This window comes from Plantactinospora solaniradicis (assembly GCF_042658085.1).
Lineage (GTDB): Bacteria > Actinomycetota > Actinomycetes > Mycobacteriales > Micromonosporaceae > Plantactinospora > Plantactinospora solaniradicis.
The window spans coordinates 689,039-708,132 of record NZ_JBHSPR010000001.1 but is presented as its reverse complement, the minus strand read 5'-3'; the positions used below and the strand labels follow the sequence as shown (position 1 = coordinate 708,132).

The following is a 19,094-nucleotide window of genomic DNA, read 5'->3' as shown; positions in this document are numbered from 1 at the left end:
ATGCGTGGCCCGGGGTGGGTGCTGGGCTCCGGTCGGTACGGACGCGCGGTCGTACCGCTCGACCCCGCCCGCCTCGGTGCTGCTCCATCCCAAGCGGACGGCAGGGGAGGGTCATGGATCGGATCGACGAGGTGTTGGGTGAGGTGCCGTTGCCGCCGTACGTGACGGCAGAGGATGTGGACTTCGCGGTACGGGCGATCGCGGTCCACGCTCCCGAGCAGGGGCCGGACGGGCTGCGGTGCCGCAACGACCAGGCGGCGCATCCGTGTCGGCTGCACCGCTGGGGTCAGCGGGTGCTGGCCGAGCGCGGCCTGTCTGAGGCAGAGATCGGTGCACTGGTCGCGCACTACGAGGCGTCGGCGGTACGGCGATGATCTACCGAGCCGGTGAGCATCTCGGCGCGCATCTCGTCCGCGCGGCGACCTTCGTCAGGCGGCGTTGGCGTGGCGGCCTCGACCCCGATGAGGTGTACGCCTACGTGCGCCTGGTCGCCGACGAGATGGACCGGCTCCAACGCGAGGCGACCACCGCCAGGACCGAGGCGGAACGGATCCGCGAAGGGCTACGGCAGTGGCAGTCCCGGCACGTCGGCTGCAAGTTCGTCGACCCGCCCGGTTGGGCCACCCCGCCGCACCCGCAACCCCGCCACGGCCACCAGCCCGCCGACGCCTCCGAGCCGGATCAGTGACACCCCAACGGCGGCCACTGGTGACCGAGCCACGCTGGGTCATCCACCTGCCGACCACGCTGACCTCGCGGGACGCCGCCATCGACCTGGTCGACGCGCTCCGGACGTCTCTGACGCACGTGCCCGTACTCGACTTCGGGGAGGCGACTCTTTCCGAGGAGGACGAGCAGTCGACGCGTACTCGAATCTGGTGTGACGCCCCGATCGGCGAGCCTCGCGCCGGCCCCGGCGGCCGGCGGTGTCAGCGGTTCGCCGGCCACCCGGGCGGCTGCGCCGACCGGTGATTGGACTGTCTCGGCTGAAGAGCCGCAGCTCGTGAGTACCGTGGTTGACGACACCGTGTTCGTAGCACCGATGTGGGCGGAGCCGATCCTCATCCCGCATAGACCCGACAGCTTGCTTCGACGCCTCCGCCTAACAGCATCCGACCACCTCCGAACACCGTAGATCATGGTGTTCGGGTTGAGGCGAAGCGCCATAAGTTAGAAGAGCGATGGCCGCGCGATCATCGGGAGCAGGGCGAAAGTTGGATGCTCCATCGGCACCTTAGGCAAACATCTAAGATCTTATTCATCAGGATTGCTCATTGTCTGTTAGCCTCTGGTCTCGTTACGCCCGTGGGAGGCGTGATCAAGTTGCTAGGAGGCTGTCATCAGCATTAGCGTCGATCTGTTGCGTCTGTCCAAGCCGCAGGACTCGAGCACCTACCTGGCCATCAAGACCGTCCAGGGAGGACGGACGGTCTACACGACTCGCGTCCCCCTCGCCGACCTCTCGACGATCCTCCCCGTTCCCGACCCAAACAATGTCGACAAGGACAATCGCAAGGTCGATCGGCTTCACGCGAAGCACTTTGGCGAATACCTTGACAGCAAGCAGGACTGGGTTGCCCCGGCGCTCCTAGCTCGCGACAGTGGTGGTTGCCTCTTCGAGAAGGTTGATGAGCACGGCGCCGTCGGCTACCTCACCGTCCCATGGGCGATCGGTGGCATCTCCTCTCTGCGCACCATCGATGGTCAGCACCGCGTGCTCGGAGTCTCCATCGAGAAGCAGCGCATAACCGATGCGATCGCTGGTGTTGACCGTGAGGCTGCGCGGAAGGTCAGCGCGGAGAAGCACGCAAAGCTGCAGGTCGAGCGCGAGAAGCTTATCGACCAGATGAACCGGTTGAAGTCAGAGTTCGTCGGCCTGGACATCTACGTAGAGCCGGACCCGATCAAAGCCCAGCAGATGTTCGTGGACGTGGCCGACAACGCCAAAGGCATCAGTAGCGCCGTCCGCGCACGTTTTGACAGTTACAAGGTCGCCAACCGCACACTGTCTGATGTTATCGACCATCCTCTCTTGAAGGGGCGGGTCGACGCGGAGCAGGACCGTATGACCATGAAGAACCCGCATCTCATGGGCGCCAAGCACGTCGCGGACATCACCCGTTCTGTCATGGCAGGCGTCGGTGGCCGGATCAGCAAGAGGGCCGAGCAAACCCTCACGGACGGCGAGGTAATCGAGCAGGTAAAGGATTTCCTCGACGTCATGTCCAACGCCTTCGCCGCCCTCGCCGCTATCACGGATGAGGACCCCGAGGTAGAGCGCCGGGCCGGCGAGCTGACTATGTCCCAGGAGCTACGCCGATCGTCTTTGCTGGGCTCGGTGGGTATGCTCCGCGTCCTGGGTGGGGTGTTTCACGAACTCCGCACAGGTGACAACCCCGTGGACCTCGGCGACATCACCGAGTTCTTCAAGCGGCTTGACTCACACATGGCCGCGCCGATCACCGAGACGAGCATCTGGCGTACGAGCAGCGCAGGGGTCGATTTCGAGCAGAATGCTTCGGCGCCCATCATGCGGACCCAGAACCTCGTCCACCTCGTGGGAATCATCGCCGGCTGGTACAAGAGGGCTCCTGCCGCCCTGTAGCAAACGGCGTGCGTACGCGAGGGGTGTCGTCCCATTCGGGCCGGCGCCCTTCGTGGTGTCTCGCGCCATCGGGCCGACAAGGTTGGCTTCTGGGGACCAGTAGTACGTCGCTTGAGAATCGCAAGGCAAGCGAGCCTCGACCGCGACGCTGTGTCGCCACCGCCCGCCGACGACTCCGAGCCGGATCAGTCACACCGCAACGGCGGCCACTGGTGACCGAACCCCGCTGGGTCATCCATCTGCCGACCACGCTCACCTCGCGGGACGCCGCCATCGACCTGGTCAACGCGCTGCGGACATCCCTCGCGCACGTGCCCGTACTCGACTTCGGGGAGGCGACTCTTTCCGAGGAGGATCAGCAGTCGACGCGTACCCGGATCTGGTGTGACGCCCCGATCGGCGAGCCTCGCGCCGGCCCCGGGAGCCGGCGGTGTCAGCGGTTCGTCGGCCACCCCGGCGGCTGCGAATCCGGACGGGGATGAGCCAGCGGCGCTGTTCTTCACGATCGTCCTCGGCTACCGTGCCGGGATGGTCGACCCGACGCCCGAGGGTCTGCTCGCCGAGTTCTCCGAGCCGCGCCCCTTCACCCTCGACGTCGTGTTCCTCGCCCCCGATGCCGGCGGCGTGCACGTCGTCATCGAAGACGACGAGGTCATCTACGTCGGCGAGACCGGGCACCTGCGGCAGCGTCTCCAGCAGCACCTACGAGGGAACCGCGGTTCGTCGGTGCTGCACAAGCAGGTCGGCGCGGAACTGGATGCCACCGAGGGAAGGGTCGCCACCGCCGACGAGATCGCCGGGTGGCTGGGCGGGCGGACGGTCCGTTGGCATCCGACCGACCGGCGACTGGAGCTGAAGGCGGCGCTGGTAAGGCAGCTCAGCCCGCGCTTCAACCACCTGATCCCGGGCGGCGGTGGGAAAAGGGTGCCGACGCAATCCGAGACTCTGCTTGCCGACGAGCCGGCAATGCGGGCCGACCCCGGCAAGCAGAGCCAGTTTGACCGGCTCCGGGCCAGCGCATTCTTCCCAGCCGTGGTGGCCGCGAACCGGGCCTACCTGGAGGTTGCCGTACCCGACGCCGCCGAGACGGAACGGGAGTACTGGGCGCTCTCCTGCCTGCCCGGCACCCGACCGGGCCGGCTGTCGGCGGTCTCGATGAGGCGGATGGAGACCTTCGTCCTGGGCGAGCCGGCCGACCCGAGCGGCGCCGAGCCGGCAGTCGGCTTCGTGATCGTCCGGCGGTCGACGCTCACCCGTCGCTGGCCTACGCCCGAGGCGCTGGGGGAAACCTTCCCCGGGCTCACCGTCGAGGACTCCGACTATGTGGACGCGGGGCCGGACCAGGCCAGAATCCGGGGCCGGCACGACGAGCTGACGGCGGCCCTGGCGGACGGCGACTTCGCCGCTGCCGTACGCGACCTCGCCGAATCGTTGCTGACCGGCCGGACGAGCCACAAGCCGGGCCACAACTACCAGCTCGCCGACGAGGTGCTCGGCCGCCCCCGCCCGACCGGCGAGTGGCTCTACCCGGTCGACGAGCAGACCGACGGTTGGGGTCACGACCGGGACGCCCTCGAACACTTCCAGCACATCACCAGCGGCGACATCGCCGACTGGCCCCTGACCTCCTGCTACCAGCAGGTCAGCGCGGGCGACCGGATCTGGGTCTATGCCAGCGAACCACACCAGCGACTCGTGGCGGCCGGCATCGCCTGGTCCGACCCGGAGGAGCGGACCTCCGATGACGGCACGGTTCGCCGGTGGCGGTTAGCGATCCACTGGGGCGCCCAGCTGACCGAGTTTCTGCTCTCGACCGAGGTGACCGGGTCCGACGTGCTGGACGCCGAGGTCCGGACCGTCCGGGCGATGCGGTCGAGCGAGTACGCCCGCCTGACCGAGCTGCTGACCGAGCACCAGGCGCCGAAGCCCGAGGACCTTCCGCGCGGCCGACGGCGCCGGCTCGCCGAGGTCACCGCCCGGCAGGGCCAGGCGGACTTCCGCCGCCGGCTCATCGAGGCGTACGGCGGGCGGTGCGCGATCACCGGCTGCGACGTCGAAGCCGTGCTCCACGCGGCACACATCTCCCCGTACGACGGACCGGCGACGAACCTGGTCAGCAATGGTCTGCTGCTCCGTGCCGACCTGCACAACCTCTTCGACCGTGGCCTGCTCTGGATCGACGACTCCTACCGGGTACGCCTCGCCGACAACGTAGCCCACTACGCCGAGTACGACGGTCAGCCTCTTCACCTCCCGAGCCGCCTGAGTGACCGGCCGGATCCGGAAGCACTGCGACTGCACCGGACCACCCTGGCCGGGATCCCGGCCGCTTCCTGAGCCGGGCCGAGGCCCCGTACCCCTTGCTGGCCATCGATTGCCGTCAGACTGATGGCCTTACCGTCGTGTGTACCTGATCCGATTCGAAATGGTGACACCGCTGGAGTGGCCGATTCACGTTTTCGGGGCCGACCCCGCTGGGTACCAATTGATCAACCGCGGCTAACCGCAGCGCGTTGCCGAACGAAGGGGTCAGCGAACATGGTCATGGACAGCTCGTGCCGCGTCACCGGATCCGTACGCGTCCAGGGCGAGGCGCGGCGGTGAGCGGCGCTCGGGGCAACCCGGCCACGGTGGCGGACTGTCTGCGGGTCGGTGCGGGTTTCTCGCAGGGCGACCGAAACTGGATCGCCGAGCAGTTCACCACCCTGGACGCGCGGCTGGCCGCCTTTCCGGCGGACGGGACCGAGCTCGAGGTGTCGGTGAAGGATCGGGAGGCCAGGGGACAGAAGGTCACCCTGGAGTGCTGGATCGCCGGCCGCCCGAAGATCGTCACCACCTCGTCCGAGGAGGACCTCAGGGCCGGTCTGCACGACGTCCGGGACGACCTCCGGCGTCGGCTCAACGATGCGAAAACCCGACAGGAACCTCGGCACAACCGGCATCTGCGCGACACCGGGCTGCCCGAGCCGATCCCGGTCGACGAGGCCGCCCCGTCGGCCGGTGACAAGCCGGCGGGCGGGACCGAACCCACCGCCTGAGTACGTGCCGTCCCGCCGGTCATGCCGCGGCCGGCGGGACCGGCGGGACCGGCGGCAGGTGCGGACACGTCGCCGCCTGCCGCAGCTCATACCGTCACAGCCGGCTTGCGGACCGGCACGTTCCCAGCCCGCACCGCCCGACCCGCACCGCCGCCTGATGAGTCAGCGGACCAGGCGAGCGAACTTCCGCAGCTCCTCGGTGGGGATTTCTGGTTGCTCGAACGCGGCGAAACCACCGTACCCAGCCGGCTCACCCCGCCGCCAGCCTGGGCATTCGTGGACGCCGAACGTCCCGTCTCGACCCTCGATGTCAGACCGACACGGAGCCCATGAGCCCTCCGGTCCGGTGGCCAGACTCCGGAGCCGTCAGACCCGTCGGCGGCGCTTGCTCGTACACATGTGCTATGTGCGGCCTTCTTGAATCCGACCTACTCTCCCTGGTGACCGCCGCCGCGCCATTGGCCGTGGCTTCGCGACGGCGGTCTATCGCCCCATCCAGGGATTTCAAGAGGGAGCAACGTGACGATTCTAGTGACCGGCGCGACCGGCAATGTGGGTCGCCAGGTGGTGGACCGGCTGGTGGCGGCCGGGCAGACGGTACGGGCGATGACCCGCGAGCCCGGGGCCGCGCGCCTCCCGGACGGTGTCGAGGTGGTCCAGGGAGATTTTCTTCGGCCGGAGACCTGGTCGGCGGCGCTCGACGGGGTCGAGCGCGTCCACCTGTTCCCGTTCGCCTACTACACACCCGACTCCGGCGACGGATTTCCCGGCTTCGTCGGGGAGGCGGTGCGGGCGGGCGTCCGCAGGATCGTCGTCCACTCCGCCGCCGCAGCCGGACTCCCGCCCGACGCCGGGAGCGGCAGCGACGCGCTGCGGCGGCATCTGACCGAGGAACGGGAGGCGCACCGAGGGCTGGAACTCGCGGTGGAGGCTTCCGGCGCCGAGTGGACCCATGTGCGGCCAGGGCTGCTCGCGGTCAACGCCCTGCGCTGGGCCGCGCCGATCCGCGCCGAGCGGGCCGTGCGCGGGCCGTACGCCACGGCCGGCTATCCGTTGGTGCACGAGGCCGATGTCGCCGACGTGGCGGTCGCGGCGCTGCTCACGGACGATCACGTCGGCGCCGCGTACACCCTCACCGGTCCGGCGAAGGTCTCCCAGGTGGAGCAGGTGGCGGCGATCGGTGCCGCGATCGGCGTGGAGGTCCGGTTCGAGGAGTTGGATCCAGCCGAGGCGCGTCTCCAGTGGCTCCGGGCCGGCTGTCCCGAGGAGAGCGTCGACTGGATGATCGCGCTGCTCGCCGATGCGGTCGAGGGGACCGGGGTGCTCCCACCGACGGCCACCCTCCAGCGGGTGACCGGCCGACCGCCGCGTACGTTCGCGCAGTGGGCCGTCGACCACGCGGCCGACTTCCGGGTCGACCACCCGGCCGACTTCCGCACTGCGTCCCGGACGGAGGTCGCGGCATGACGATCCTGGTCACCGGCGCGACCGGCACGGTGGGACGGCTCGTCGTCGCCGAACTACTGAACGCCGGACAGCACGTCCGCGCGCTCACCCGTACGCCGGCGGCGGCGAACCTGCCCTACGGGGTCGAGGTGGTCGGCGGTGATCTCGAGGATCCGGCCTCGCTGGAGGGGGTCTTCGACGGCGTCGACCGGATGTACCTGTTTCCGATCGGGAGTACGGCCCGGGAGGTCGTCGCCGCAGCCAAGCAGACCGGGGTACGCCGGATAGTGGTGCTCTCCGGGGCGATGGCCGACAGCGACGACGGCCCGGGCGGCTACCTGCCCGTCGAGCGCGCCGTCGAGGATTCCGGTCTGGAATGGACACACGTCCGGCCGGGCGAGTTCGCGCTGAACTGGCTGGGCTGGGCGGCGGCCATCAAGGCGGAGCGGGTAGTCCGCCGCCCGTACGGCGGTGCGGTGACCCAACCCACCCACGAGGCCGACGTCGCGGCGGTGGCCGCGACAGTCCTCGTCGAGGACGGTCATGCCGGCCGGAAGTACACCCTCGCCGGGCCCGAGGCGCTGACGACGGTCGCCCAGGCGCACGCGATCGGCGCCGCGATCGGCGAGGAGGTCCGGTTCGAGGAGCTGGATCCCGTCGAGGCCCGTGGGCAGTGGATCCGGGACGGCTATCCGGAGGCGTTCGTGGACTGGATCTTCATGGTCTGGGCGGAGTCCGTGCGGAACCCGGAGCCGGTGAACGAGGAGTGGGCCAGTGTCGTCCCGCGGCTGACCGGCCGGCCCGCCCGTACGTTCGCGGAATGGGCCACGGACCACGCGGCGGATTTCCGGTAGGCCGAGGGTGGGGGCGGCAGTCGCCGAAAGCGCCGCACCGCCGCCTCCACCGCCTGATGCGTGTTGCTGATCGGCTACGCCTGCAGATCGGATCAACGTCTACTGCGGTCTGCTGCTCGGCGCTACCGTCGTTCCCGAAACACCGGCGGGAAAGGCTGAGCTGAGTTGCAGACCGAGGTGGTGTTGTCCGTCACGCGCTCTCCATGCCCCGACCAGCGGACGGCCCGGACGAACTTTCGCGCCCGCTCGCCGCCGACGGTCTTCGGCAGGCGCTCGCCCTGGCTGACCCGCCCATCGTGCCGCGTCCGGCGGCGGTGTGGTCGAGCCCGTACCTCCGCGTGATCCAGACCGTCGCGCCAGCGGCGCACGCACTCGGGCTTGAGGTGCAGACCGGGTGGGAGTTGCGGGTACGCCGGCAAGCGGGTGCTGCTCGGTAGCCGTGGCACCTTCGTCACGCGGGCGCTTCGCGGGTTCGGCGCAACCGTGGACCGGCTCTTCTGGCAGCACATGCCGATGCCGGCGGTCTACTGTCTACGCTTCGACGCCATCTCTCAGCAGCCCGAGGTGACCGGGCCGGGCCTGGGTGGCGTCCCGCTTCGGTGACGTCGAGATGCGAAGCCATACTCGTATGGGTGAACGTCATCGAGCGCAGCGTCGTGCGAGTCGTGGTCCTCGACGCGCTCAGTCACGTGCTGCTGTTCCACACCAAGGACCCGACCTACCCCGAACTCGGCACCTGGTGGGAACTGCCCGGCGGCGGGATCGAGCCGGGCGAGACGTATCGCGAGGCGGCGGTCCGGGAACTGGCCGAGGAGACCGGCATCGCGATCACCCCTGAGCAGGTGGGCGCGCCGACCTGGCGGCGACGGGCGACGTTCCGCTATCGCGGCGAGCGGCTGATAAACAACGAGGTGGTCGTGGTGGTCCGGCTGTCGACACCCGAGCCACCGGTGGACGGCGCGGCCCGGGTGGAGTTCGAGGACGAGGACTACTTCGACTACCGGTGGTACCCGATGGCCGAGATTGTCGGCAGCACCGGCCGGTTCTACCCGGGCCGCCTGCCGGAACTACTCGGGCCGTTCCTCGACGGCGAGGAAATCGACGAACCGTTCGAACAGTGGTCCTGAACGGCCATCGGCCAGGAAGACGACCACCGTCGAGGGTCAGTTCATCTCGGGCAGGACCAGGGTCAGCGCGAACACCCACATCAGGACGGCCGAGACGACGATGAACAGGATGATGTACGTCTCGTACCAGCGGACGAGGTTCCTGTGCCGGGGCGGCTTCCGGAACCCCGGCCGTACCGCCTCGTCGGTCAGCTCGCACTCCTCCCGGCGGTAGTCCAGCCAGTTGAGGATGCCGACGAAGATGAGCAGCGTGGTGAAGGCGGCGACGAGGGTGATCAGGCACAGCAATCCGATGACTCCGGCACGGGCCGTCTCGGCGCTGATCTCCCACTTGCGGTAGCCCACGAAGACCGCCAGCGCCCCCCCGGCGAGAGTCGTCGCGAGCGCCTGGTAGATGGCGAGGAACCGGTAGACGTTCTCGTTGCTGGCGTGGAGCTGCTGGAGGATGTACTTGTAGCGCTCTAGGTGGAAGTCGGCGACGGCGGTGCTCTGCGGCTCAGTCGTCATCGCGGGCACCCTTGGGTCGACGTATCCGGATCATGTTCACCCGCAGCGTGCCGCCGCCGGTCTTCGTCAGTTCCATGCGCCGGTCGCCGTCGTCCTCGAAGTGCAGCGGCTCCATCAGGTCGAGCAGCTCCGGGATCTCCAACCCCCAAACCTCGGCGATCCGATGCATGACCAGGCTGATCGACCCGAAGTTGCCGGTGTCGTACCACCAGGACTGCGCGTGCCAGGAGCCCGACTCCGGTGCGATCGCGTCGGCGAACCGTTCGTCACGGGGTCGTGGCAGTACCTCGTCGGGAAACAGCCACATGCTGTAGAGACTCGCGACGAGGCAGTTCTCGCGCATCCCCACCTCCTCGCCGGAGAACGTGAAGAACCGGGGCTGGCGGGCGTCGATGTGGAAGATGTGGAACCGAGGGCTGACCAGTAGCACCTCGTCCCGACCCGCGAGCCAGTCCCCCAACGCGGCCTGGTCGAGGTAGCCGGCACTCGTCTCGGCGCAGGGCAGTTTCAGGGCCTGGGCGCCCAGGCCACGGGCGAGTATGGCGGTGAAGATGAGATTCGAGACGACGGCTCCCGGGCTGTGCCGGGCGATCTCGGCCTGGGATTCGACCCATTCTCGCAGGATCTCCGGACTGGCCACCGGGAAGGCCTTGAGCCGGTCGGCGGTCAGCGGCATCCCGACGAAGGCTCCCATGCAGTACTCGATCTCGCCCGCCTGAAGGCCGCCCACATAGATCGGTGCCTCCGGAAGCTCCCAGAGCTGGACGTCGGAATCGAGAGGCTCCCAGCCCGACGCGATCATTGCTCGCCCGATGACCTGCTCCGAATCGTCACGCAGCTCCCGAGCCCGCTCCACGAAGATTTTCTCGTACGAGTCGTAGTACAGCCGGTTATGGTAGTCCGCCTCCTCCCGGGGATAGATCCGACGGAACAACTCCGCAGGCGAGATCTCCAGCCAGTCGTTCGCGGTGACGAGTCGTACCGGGGCCGCGTCGTCCGGGCCCTGGCTCTCGATGTTGACGTCGATCAGCGCGCACATCCGGGTGAGCAGCCCGTGCAGGAGCTTCGTGTGCGACAGTCGCCGCTGGTCGGTCCGGAACAGCCCGTCGATGGTCCGGGGGTCGTCACGGAGTCGGGCCCGCACCGTGGTGCCGTGCCACCGGAGCCGCTCGGGCGGATCGGCCTCCCGCAGCAGCGGCCGGCCCGCCAGGCCGTGCCGGAATTCGAGTACGTGGGTGGAGCGCGGCCCGTCCTCGTAGGCGAGACTGCGTACCTGCACCTCGTCGGCGACCATGAACACCGCGAAGAAGCCGATGCCGAACCGGCCGGTCGGCTGGAAGCCCTTTGCCATGATGCCCGGGTACTGCCGCAGGGCCTCTTCCGAGCGCCACCGCGAGTATCCGAAGTCGGTGAGCGCCCGCACCATGGTCCGGGGATCCATCCCAATTCCCCGGTCCTCGACCGTGAGCCACCAGTCGTCGTTCTCCCGGGACAGTCGCACGGTCACCGTGCCCGGCGCCCCGGTCTCGTACGCCGACCTGGCCCGGACCGCGTCGGCGGCGTTGGCGACCAGTTCGCGCAGCGCGACGTCCGGCCGGTTGCCGTAGAGGTCGTGACCGCCGAGGGTGGCGATGACCCGCTTGACGTCCTTCACGGTGAGGCTGGCGTCGACCGGCCGCCACCGGTCGGTACGGATGTAGACCGCGAGCCGTTCCGGCGAGTCGGCTCCGGCCACCGACCGTACGGTGAACCGGGGGCGGTTCAGGTCCGCGCAGAGGGCGTCGACCTGGCGCAGCTCGCGGTCGATGATCCGAACCGTGTCGTACGCCAGCCACCACGCCTCGGCCTCGTCCCGGCCGAACGGGCGGGTGGCGGTGTATTCGAGTCGATCACCGACGACCCGCGGCCGGGTCAACCGCTCCTGGAAATGCCAATGGTCCCGGGACAGTCCGGTGACCTTCCGGAAGGCGTGCAGGTACGTCGGCGCGCGCCGGTGGTCGACCTGGGCCGCGTCCGCGAGCCGCAGAATGCAGGCGATCTTCAGCGGGTCGATGTCCCACCCCGCCGGATGGTCGGCGCAGGACCCCTGCCGTTGCTCCAGGCAGCGCAGGTCGTCGACGTCCCACCAGTGGCTGGCGGCGATCCGGCCGATCAGCGAGCCGAAGTGGTGTCGCAGTGCGCCGTCCTGGAGGAGGTACAGGTCTTCGCCGTTCGAGGTGCGGAACGGGGAGGCGATCAGCCGCTCTGCCTGTCCGGCGTGCCGGAGCCGGAGCAGGTCGATCACGCTCTGGTCGTGCGCCGCGCGGCTCAATTCCTCCGCTGCGATCGACGCGTCCGTGTCGCGCAGTCGGGCCTCGTTCCCGGCGAGCAGATCGGCGAATTCGGGATCGCTTGTCACCTCGGCCTGCCCCAACGGGTAGGCGGCGAGGCCCATACCGAGATCGTGCATCAGGAATGCGCCACCGAGAACGAATGCCTCCGCCGGGTTCAGCGGGAGGTCATCGCCACACACCAGGGAAGCCGTATCCCACAAGGCGTCGATATGCACGATCGAGTGATCCGTGAACATCGGCATCGACAGTGCGATCTCCGCCGCCAGCGGCGTCACCGTGGTCCTGAACTGGAGGTATGCCGCCCGTAGCGTCTCGCGTGGGCCCGCGTACGGGTCTGCGGGCTGTGGAGCCAGCGTGCGTCGCCACAAAGGTGTCTGTTCGAAGACCTGGGACATAGGACGGAGGCTCCACGAGTCGCCGGCATGGTCGTTCGACCATAGTGGCAACTGTGTCATAACGGTAGCGAGCCGGCAGGTCGCCCCGAGTGGCCGTACGCCTCCAGAAACTGCCTTTTGGTGGGTGCCACACAAGATCGGTTGAGCTGGTCCGAATCGAACCGATGACATCGCCGGATTCGCCGCGTCAGTCGGACGGCTAGACAAGATCACATTGACGCCGCCGACCGTCAATCTCCATGCCGGACGGCGTCGCGGCTGTGCTCCAAGGTCGTGATGAGGTCGGACAGCCGGCACGCGATCGTCGCGTTGGTGATGGGCGCGAAGTCTTCGGGTGTGGCAGCTTCGGTGAAGGTCGAGGGCATGATGCTGTACCCCTCCAGCGAGCTCCAGCCTGCCTGGACCACGGCTCGGTCGACGTCCGGGCATTCGACTCGTAGCCAGGCGGTGCACTGGTCGGAAAAGTCGAAAGGCAGGAACACCACCCCTGCTGGGGTGAGTTGCCGTAGCTGCTGAACCCACTGGTCCAGCAAGCGGGCCAGGTCCTCTTCGATGGTGGCACCGGCGGCGGGTGAGTCGTCGATGGCCAGGTAGTACGAATCGCAGGTGTGGCGGTAGGTGCCCAGGCGTAGGAGAAGGTCGCCGTGGACCTCACGATCGGTGGTGCGTACCAGGCCGATGGCAACGAGCGGGATCATGTCCGAGCCGTCCACGGTCGCGTCCTCGCTTCCTCGACCTGCCGCAGATCCTGTGCGGCGACATCACCCACGAAGATGGCCCGCTGACACGCCTGCCTGGCCCGTTCGATCCGATCCTCGGTGCTCATCGTCTCCCCGTCCGCCGTACGGGCCGGACAGCCCCGCCAGCCCGTACCGCCGCCTCGGTCGGACCTGCCGCCGTGGGGCGACCCGACGGCGGGCTGATATCACAGGTCACGGCGCATCCCAGCTCACAGTGTGAATCGGCCGCCCCGATAACCCGTGGCGACAGCGGCGGCGGTCTGCTCGACGGTCTGCTCGGTGGAGTCGACGACGTGACGTTCCAACGGGCCGAGGTCGGCGAACGCGGTGTACAGGCCGGTGATCGGTTCCACCGCTGTCAGTTGGCGGCCCTCTCGGGCGGCGGCGCGGGCGAGGGCGACGTCGAGGCTGGGGCGCAGGACCGCGTACGAGACGTCGGCGCAGGCCAGCCGGAACCCGTCGAGCATCCACGGGCCGAGGATGCCGTCGAGGACGACGTCGTAGCCACCCCGCTCGTAGGCGAGCGCCGCAGCGATCATCACCTCGGTGACGGTCTCGTTCTGTCGCGCGGCCTCCGGCAGGTACGGCAGCACGAACCCCGAGCGGATCCAGACGTGGAAGCTGTCGGTGTGCAGGTGCACCGCCGGCCCCTCGGCCGAGGAGGCGAGAAGTTCGGCGACGGTGGACTTGCCCGCACCCGGCGGGCCGGCGAGCAACAGCATGGGGGACTCCATTCACCCAAGGGGGCTCGGTTCGGGGTGAAGGCTAGCCACGAAAACGGTGCGAATCTGGGCGGATGACGCCGCGAATTTAGTCAAGGCCCGCTGCGAAAGTCGGCCAGGTTTAGCGGGCCCCCCGGGCCCGGCCCCACCGCCGCCGGGCCCCCGCCGCGCCCGGTCCCTCCACTAAGGTGCCGTCTCGGAGGACCCGGTCGGGGCGGACACCGTCGACGACGGGCATGCCGCCGACCACCACGAGGTCGACGTCACCGAGCGGACGGGCAAGAGGAGCACGATGTCGTACGTGCCTGGTGGTACCTGGCAGCAGTCGCCGGCCCAGCCGACACCGATCACCCCGAACCCACAAGCGAGCGTGTGGTGGCGGATCGGGCACAGCTCGTGGCTGCTCCTGCCCATCCTCGGCTTCAACTGTTTGGCCGGACTCGGTTTCCTCTACATCGGACTGCGGGCCCGTCGACCGGCCTGGTGGGTTCCCGGCGTCGTCTACCTCGCGTTCGCCTGGCCGTCGTTCCTGATCGTCGGCAGCACCCCTGCGGACAGCGTCGCATCCGACCTCGGCGCCGGCCTGTTCCTGCTGGGCTGGCTGGTCAGCATCGTGCACGCCTGCGTCATCAACTCGTCCTGGCTGCGCTGGCGGGCCGAGCACCAGCCGTGGTACGCCCACCAGACGCAGGCGCAGACGCAGGCGCAGGCGCAGGCGTGGCCGGGAATGCCACAGTCGGTGCCCCAGGCGGCCGGCCACTTCCCGCCGCCGTCCACGCCGCCCGGCTACGGCCCGACGTACGGGCCGGGTAGCCCCGTCGGAGCCGTGTCGGGGGCCGGGGCGTACCAGTCGAACCCCACCTCGCCGGCCGGGTCGTACCCGAACCCGTCGACGGACCCGGGTATGCCCCCGCCCGCGGACCCGTACGCCAGCCCGCCGCTCGATCCGGACCTGCCGCCGCCGGTCGACCCGTACTTCGGACCGTTGCCCGGTCAGGAGATGCCGGCATCACCGCCGAGGTACTACGGCTAGCAGCGCTGCCGGACGCATCGCCCGCGCGCGAAACCTCAGGTCGGCTCGGCGACCTTGCGTGCCAGCACGAACCCCTGCGGGGTCTTGTCCACGCCGTCGATCTCCCGCACCACCGTCGCCCACAGCGCGAAGCCGGCGTCGTGGAGCAGCTTGGAGATGTCGTCCGGTTGCTGCCGGTACCAGTCGCAGTTGATCGGCTTGCCGAAGACCTCGTCGCGGTGCATGCAATCGTCGCCGACCTGGAAGGCGAGCATCAGCTGTCCGCCCGGCGCCAGCACCCGGTGGAACTCGGCGAATACCTCGGGTCGGCGCTCCCACGGAACGTGGATGACCGAGTAGTACGCGAGCAGGCCGCCGAGCGACGCGTCGGGCAGGTCGAGGGCCAGCATCGAGCCGACCTCGAACCGCAGACCCGGATAGGTACGGCGGGCGTGGGCGATCATCCCGGGCGACAGGTCGATGCCGAACGCGTCCAGCCCCAGCTCGTGCAACACGATCGTCACCCGGCCGGGTCCGCAGCCGACGTCGGCGACCGGGCCGTTCCCGCCAGCGCGTACCAGCTCCGCGAACGTGGCCAGCAATGCCCGGTCGAGGGGTCTGCCGTCGAGGTCCGAGCCGAACATGTCGACGTACTCGTTGACCGTGGCGTCGTAGGAGTCCCGGGTGTCGGCGAGAAACTGTGCGTCGGACATGGCGGTGGATCCTAATGGTGCCGGCTCGACCGGCTCTTCGTACCGACCGCCGATCGGAGGTACGTCACCGTGTCGAGGATTGCGTCGACCCCGTCCCGCCACCCGCTGCTCCGGGCCGCAGTCGCCCGCGCATACCAGCGGCATCGTGCCGGTCGGGTCTGGCTCGACGTGAAACCGGGCCTCTGGCACGTCCCTCGACCCCGCCGGTAGCGTCGTGACGCGGCTGGATTGACGTCGGCAGACCATCGGACGATGGTTGCTGCGGACCGGCTCCGGACCGGTTGCGGACCGGTTGCGGACCGGCTCCGGACGGTTGCGGACCGGCTGCGAGCCTTGCGACATCCGAGGAGCGCGATCATGGGAGAGACCCCGAGCCGGCGTAGCTTCCTCCAGGGTGCCGGACTGGTCGGGGCCGGGCTGGTCGGCGGCGGCACGGCGGCCGGGGCGCTTCTTCCGGTCCTGGACCTGCCCGGGCGGAGCGGCGACCGCACCGGCGACGGTCGTGACCCGGCGTCGCCCCGATTCACCCTTGCCGTCATCCCGGACACCCAGTATCTCTTCGACGGCGATCGGGGCGATCCGGCACCGCTGGCGGCGACGCTGAGCTGGATTCTGGACCACCAGGCGGAGCAGAACATCGTCTTCACCGCCCACCTCGGGGACATCGTCGAGAACGCGGGCGCCGCCGAACTGGCCGAGGCGGGCCAGGTCTTCGAGGTCTTCGACCAGCACCGGGTGCCGTACAGCGTGTTGGCGGGCAACCACGACATCGACGCGTCCGCCACGGACCAGCGTGGACCGAGCCCGTACCTGGAAGTCTTCGGGCCGCACCGGGCAGGCCGGTTGCCAAGCTACGGCGGCGGTACGCCGGACGGCTACAACACGTACCACCGGTTCACCGCCGCCGGACGCGAGTGGCTGCTGCTCGCGCTCGACTGGCGTCCGTCGGACGGCACCCTCCACTGGGCCCGGTCGGTGCTCGCCGCGCACCCGCGTACCCCGGCGATCTTGACCACCCACGACCTCGCGGATTCCGACGAGACCGGTGTCGCCTGGCTCTCCGACCATGGCCGGCGGCTCTGGGACGGCCTGATCGCGGAGAGCGACCAGATCTTCCTCACCCTGAACGGGCACTACTGGCCGCCGGGACGCCTCGTGCGGCGCAATGCCGCCGGCCGGGACGTGCACGTGCACATCACCAACTACCAGGATCGCTACTACGGCGGTGGGGCGATGCTCCGGCTCTACCACTTCGACCTGGCCCGCAACACGATCGACGTCGAGACGATCTCGCCGTGGATCCTCGGTCAGCGGCCGGAGCAGCGGAACGCGCTCGCACGACGGGAGGTCGAGCTGACCGACCCGGCCAACCGGTTCTCCCTCGGCATCGACTTCGCCGACCGGTTCGCCGGCTTCGCCCCGGTCGCCCGACGTCCGCCGCGTGACGCGTCCGCCGTACTGGTCGACGGCACCGTGGCCTACTGGCGGTTCGACCAGGGCCGGGCCGAGGGCACCGCCGTGCCGGACGACGTCCGGATCGACGACCTCTCCGGCCGGGGTAACCACCTGACCCGGGTGACCCTTTCCGGCAGTGGCCCGGCCGCGCTGCGCTGGTCGACCGGGCACCACGCCGACCAGCCGGCCCACGCGAGCCTCTTCTTCGACGGCAGCAGGCAAGTCGACGGCAGCCGGCAAGCCGACGCCGGCAGGCAAGCCGACGCCGGCAGGCGAGCCGACGGAGGCAGGCGACCGGCGCGCGGCGCCTATCTGCGTACGGTCGACGGGGCACCGCTGAACGCGGCGACGTTCGACCAGGGGTACACGATCGAGGCGTTCGTGAAGCTGCCGGCGGACGTCCGATCCACCGACGACCACGCCGATATGAGCATCCTGAGCCGGTTCGGTGCCGGCCGGGACGCCGGAAAGCTCGGCGGCGACCCGGCGGCACCGATTGCGGCGCTCAGCATGTCCGACGGGATGGCGGTGCGGTGGGCGGTCTTCCCGGCCGAGCAGCACGGCCACATCGCCAACTGGGGCCACGAGATGCGCGCCGACGAGTGGTTCCACGTCGCGGTGGTCAACGACGGCCGGCACAGCACGCTCTTCATCGACGGCATCAAACTGCTCCGGAACCCGTCGGCCAAGGCGACCGGGCTGGCCACCACCCGGGAGCCGTGGCTCGTCGGCGCCCACCATCACGACCGGATCGTCCAGCAGGGCTTCTACGGCTGGATCGGCGACATCCGCATCGTCGACCGGCCGTTGCCGGCCAGCAGCTTCCTCCGCGCCTGACCTCGTCGTGCTACGAGACCTCTAGAACGTGTAGCTGGTGAGGTACTCCGGAACGACGACCCTGGTCTTCGGGGCGGCCTTCCGAACGGCCTGGACCATGGCGTCGAGCCGCTGGCGGTCGGCCGGCAGGGTCTGTGGCGGATTCCGCAGCGCCGTCTCGAAGTTGTCCCAGTGCACCGGCACCACGATCTCCGGCCGGTCCAGCGCGTCGATCAGCCGGGGGATGTACTCGTGGGTGGCGTCGCTGGACGCCATCGCGATCATGGCGACGTCCGGTGCCAGGCCGGAGACGTTCCGCTCCACGAAGTCACTGCCGCCCATGAAGAACACCGCCGGCCCGTTCTTGACGGTCAACTGGTAGGCGAGCGTGTCGCCTTCGGGCAGGTCGGCGACGGTGCGAGGCTTCGCCGGCTGGCTCAGCCGCACCCCAGGGATACCCATCGAGTACGCCGCGTTCCGGCTGTGCAGCGAGGCGACCACCTCCACGGTGTAGTCGCCGAATTCGAGGAACTCCCCACCCTTGACCGGGCTCAACTGCGCCGACGGCGTGCCGTACGCCAACCCGAGGTGGTACGCCGTCATCGTGCCGATCACCCGGGCCCCACTGGTCGCCGCGATCCGGGGTACGTCGTTGAAGTGGTCCCAGTGGGTGTGGGTCACCAGTACCGTCTCCGGCCGACCCGCATGCTCGGCGACGGTGTCGACGTCCACGGTCAACTCGGTCGCCTGGTTGAACGCACCCTCGAACAGCCCGGTCTTGAACCGGGTCAGGTAGGGGTCGACGAGTACCGTCCGGGCACCGATGTCGATCCGCCAGCCGGACGTACCGAACCAGCGGAACGTTGCCGCGGCGTTCCCGCCCCGGGCCCCGCTTCCAGCCCTGCTCCGGCTCGCCGCCGCGGAACCAGACGCGGAACCGGACGCTGAGACGGACGCGGACGCGGCCGCCGGCAGCCCGGCCACCGAGGTCAGAGCGGCGGCGCCGACGGCGGCGGTCCGGAGCAGGTCCCGGCGGTCGATTCGAGATTCGGGCATGGCTGTGCCCTCCGATCGTTGTGCGAGATGAGCGGTCGAATGCCGTCGAAACCAAACCACCGGCCGACCGCCCCCGTCCAAGACCATCCGCACGCCCGACCGATATGCGTTCAAATATCAGCCCTGCTCACAGCGGGTGAACGGCCGCCGCTCCGGGCCGGAAATTCGTCTCCGACGGCGTCGCGCCCCGGGTCGCCCCGGGTCGCCCCGGGGTTGCTCCGTCCTACATCGGATCAGCCCTCGGAGCGTGTCGGCGAAATGCCGTCGGCTCTGTC

The 19,094-nt window shown here is 69.2% G+C and carries 19 protein-coding genes; 13 read left to right on the top strand and 6 right to left on the bottom strand.

Annotated features, from left to right (window positions below):
• The first annotated feature begins 113 nt into the window (after positions 1-113).
• The 11 genes from ACFP2T_RS03250 to ACFP2T_RS03200 all read left to right on the top strand — a co-directional run bounded on the left by ACFP2T_RS03250 (position 114) and on the right by ACFP2T_RS03200 (position 9,070).
• Entirely contained in the window at positions 114-374 is a 261-nt protein-coding gene (locus ACFP2T_RS03250; RefSeq protein ID WP_377417031.1) for a hypothetical protein, read from the top strand.
• Complete coding sequence (locus tag ACFP2T_RS03245) at positions 371-688, top strand: hypothetical protein (protein WP_377417029.1); 318 nt, start codon at positions 371-373, stop codon at positions 686-688. Before ACFP2T_RS03250 ends, ACFP2T_RS03245 begins: the two co-directional genes overlap by 4 nt.
• A 20-nt stretch (positions 689-708) precedes the next feature.
• Positions 709-972: a hypothetical protein gene (locus ACFP2T_RS03240; RefSeq protein WP_377417027.1), complete on the top strand. Its 264-nt coding sequence runs from the start codon at positions 709-711 to the stop codon at positions 970-972.
• 388 nt (positions 973-1,360) lie between these two features.
• The gene (locus ACFP2T_RS03235; protein ID WP_377417025.1) at positions 1,361-2,605 is read left to right on the top strand and encodes a DNA sulfur modification protein DndB; all 1,245 of its coding nucleotides are present in this window, start codon (positions 1,361-1,363) and stop codon (positions 2,603-2,605) included.
• A 212-nt stretch (positions 2,606-2,817) separates the two neighbouring features.
• A complete protein-coding gene (locus tag ACFP2T_RS03230) occupies positions 2,818-3,087 on the top strand; it encodes a hypothetical protein (protein WP_377417022.1) in 270 nt (89 codons plus the stop codon).
• 46 nt (positions 3,088-3,133) lie between these two features.
• The gene (locus ACFP2T_RS03225) at positions 3,134-4,942 is read left to right on the top strand and encodes an HNH endonuclease (RefSeq protein ID WP_377417020.1); all 1,809 of its coding nucleotides are present in this window, start codon (positions 3,134-3,136) and stop codon (positions 4,940-4,942) included.
• Between the two features lie 263 nt (positions 4,943-5,205).
• Positions 5,206-5,643 carry an HPF/RaiA family ribosome-associated protein gene (locus ACFP2T_RS03220; protein ID WP_377417018.1) on the top strand — a complete coding sequence of 146 codons (438 nt, stop codon included), beginning with the start codon at positions 5,206-5,208 and terminating at the stop codon, positions 5,641-5,643.
• 519 nt (positions 5,644-6,162) lie between these two features.
• Positions 6,163-7,110: an NAD(P)H-binding protein gene (locus ACFP2T_RS03215; protein ID WP_377417016.1), complete on the top strand. Its 948-nt coding sequence runs from the start codon at positions 6,163-6,165 to the stop codon at positions 7,108-7,110.
• Complete coding sequence (locus ACFP2T_RS03210; protein WP_377417013.1) at positions 7,107-7,943, top strand: NAD(P)H-binding protein; 837 nt, start codon at positions 7,107-7,109, stop codon at positions 7,941-7,943. Before ACFP2T_RS03215 ends, ACFP2T_RS03210 begins: the two co-directional genes overlap by 4 nt.
• A gap of 203 nt (positions 7,944-8,146) precedes the next feature.
• Complete coding sequence (locus tag ACFP2T_RS03205; protein WP_377417011.1) at positions 8,147-8,380, top strand: histidine phosphatase family protein; 234 nt, start codon at positions 8,147-8,149, stop codon at positions 8,378-8,380.
• 195 nt (positions 8,381-8,575) lie between these two features.
• Positions 8,576-9,070: an NUDIX hydrolase gene (locus ACFP2T_RS03200; protein WP_377417009.1), complete on the top strand. Its 495-nt coding sequence runs from the start codon at positions 8,576-8,578 to the stop codon at positions 9,068-9,070.
• Positions 9,071-9,106: 36 nt separating this feature from the next.
• Here the strand turns inward: ACFP2T_RS03200 and ACFP2T_RS03195 are convergent, their stop codons facing one another.
• From ACFP2T_RS03195 to ACFP2T_RS03180, 4 genes are all read right to left on the bottom strand, one after another.
• Entirely contained in the window at positions 9,107-9,577 is a 471-nt protein-coding gene (locus tag ACFP2T_RS03195) for a hypothetical protein (RefSeq protein WP_377417007.1), read from the bottom strand.
• Complete coding sequence (locus ACFP2T_RS03190; protein WP_377417004.1) at positions 9,567-12,305, bottom strand: HD domain-containing protein; 2,739 nt, start codon at positions 12,303-12,305, stop codon at positions 9,567-9,569. Before ACFP2T_RS03190 ends, ACFP2T_RS03195 begins: the two co-directional genes overlap by 11 nt.
• Before the next feature lie 230 nt (positions 12,306-12,535).
• Positions 12,536-13,018, bottom strand: coding sequence for a hypothetical protein (locus ACFP2T_RS03185; RefSeq protein ID WP_377417001.1), 483 nt, complete (start codon positions 13,016-13,018; stop codon positions 12,536-12,538).
• A gap of 236 nt (positions 13,019-13,254) precedes the next feature.
• Entirely contained in the window at positions 13,255-13,767 is a 513-nt protein-coding gene (locus tag ACFP2T_RS03180; RefSeq protein WP_377416999.1) for a phosphotransferase-like protein, read from the bottom strand.
• 292 nt (positions 13,768-14,059) lie between these two features.
• On the opposite strand from ACFP2T_RS03180, the gene ACFP2T_RS03175 reads away from it, so the two are divergent.
• The gene (locus ACFP2T_RS03175; RefSeq protein ID WP_377416996.1) at positions 14,060-14,800 is read left to right on the top strand and encodes a hypothetical protein; all 741 of its coding nucleotides are present in this window, start codon (positions 14,060-14,062) and stop codon (positions 14,798-14,800) included.
• 35 nt (positions 14,801-14,835) lie between these two features.
• Here ACFP2T_RS03175 and ACFP2T_RS03170 read toward each other — a convergent pair whose 3' ends face one another.
• Positions 14,836-15,492: a class I SAM-dependent methyltransferase gene (locus ACFP2T_RS03170; RefSeq protein WP_377416994.1), complete on the bottom strand. Its 657-nt coding sequence runs from the start codon at positions 15,490-15,492 to the stop codon at positions 14,836-14,838.
• Between the two features lie 357 nt (positions 15,493-15,849).
• On the opposite strand from ACFP2T_RS03170, the gene ACFP2T_RS03165 reads away from it, so the two are divergent.
• Positions 15,850-17,784, top strand: coding sequence for a LamG-like jellyroll fold domain-containing protein (locus ACFP2T_RS03165; protein WP_377416992.1), 1,935 nt, complete (start codon positions 15,850-15,852; stop codon positions 17,782-17,784).
• Between the two features lie 21 nt (positions 17,785-17,805).
• Here ACFP2T_RS03165 and ACFP2T_RS03160 read toward each other — a convergent pair whose 3' ends face one another.
• Positions 17,806-18,819 carry an MBL fold metallo-hydrolase gene (locus tag ACFP2T_RS03160; protein ID WP_377416990.1) on the bottom strand — a complete coding sequence of 338 codons (1,014 nt, stop codon included), beginning with the start codon at positions 18,817-18,819 and terminating at the stop codon, positions 17,806-17,808.
• Positions 18,820-19,094: the final 275 nt, after the last annotated feature.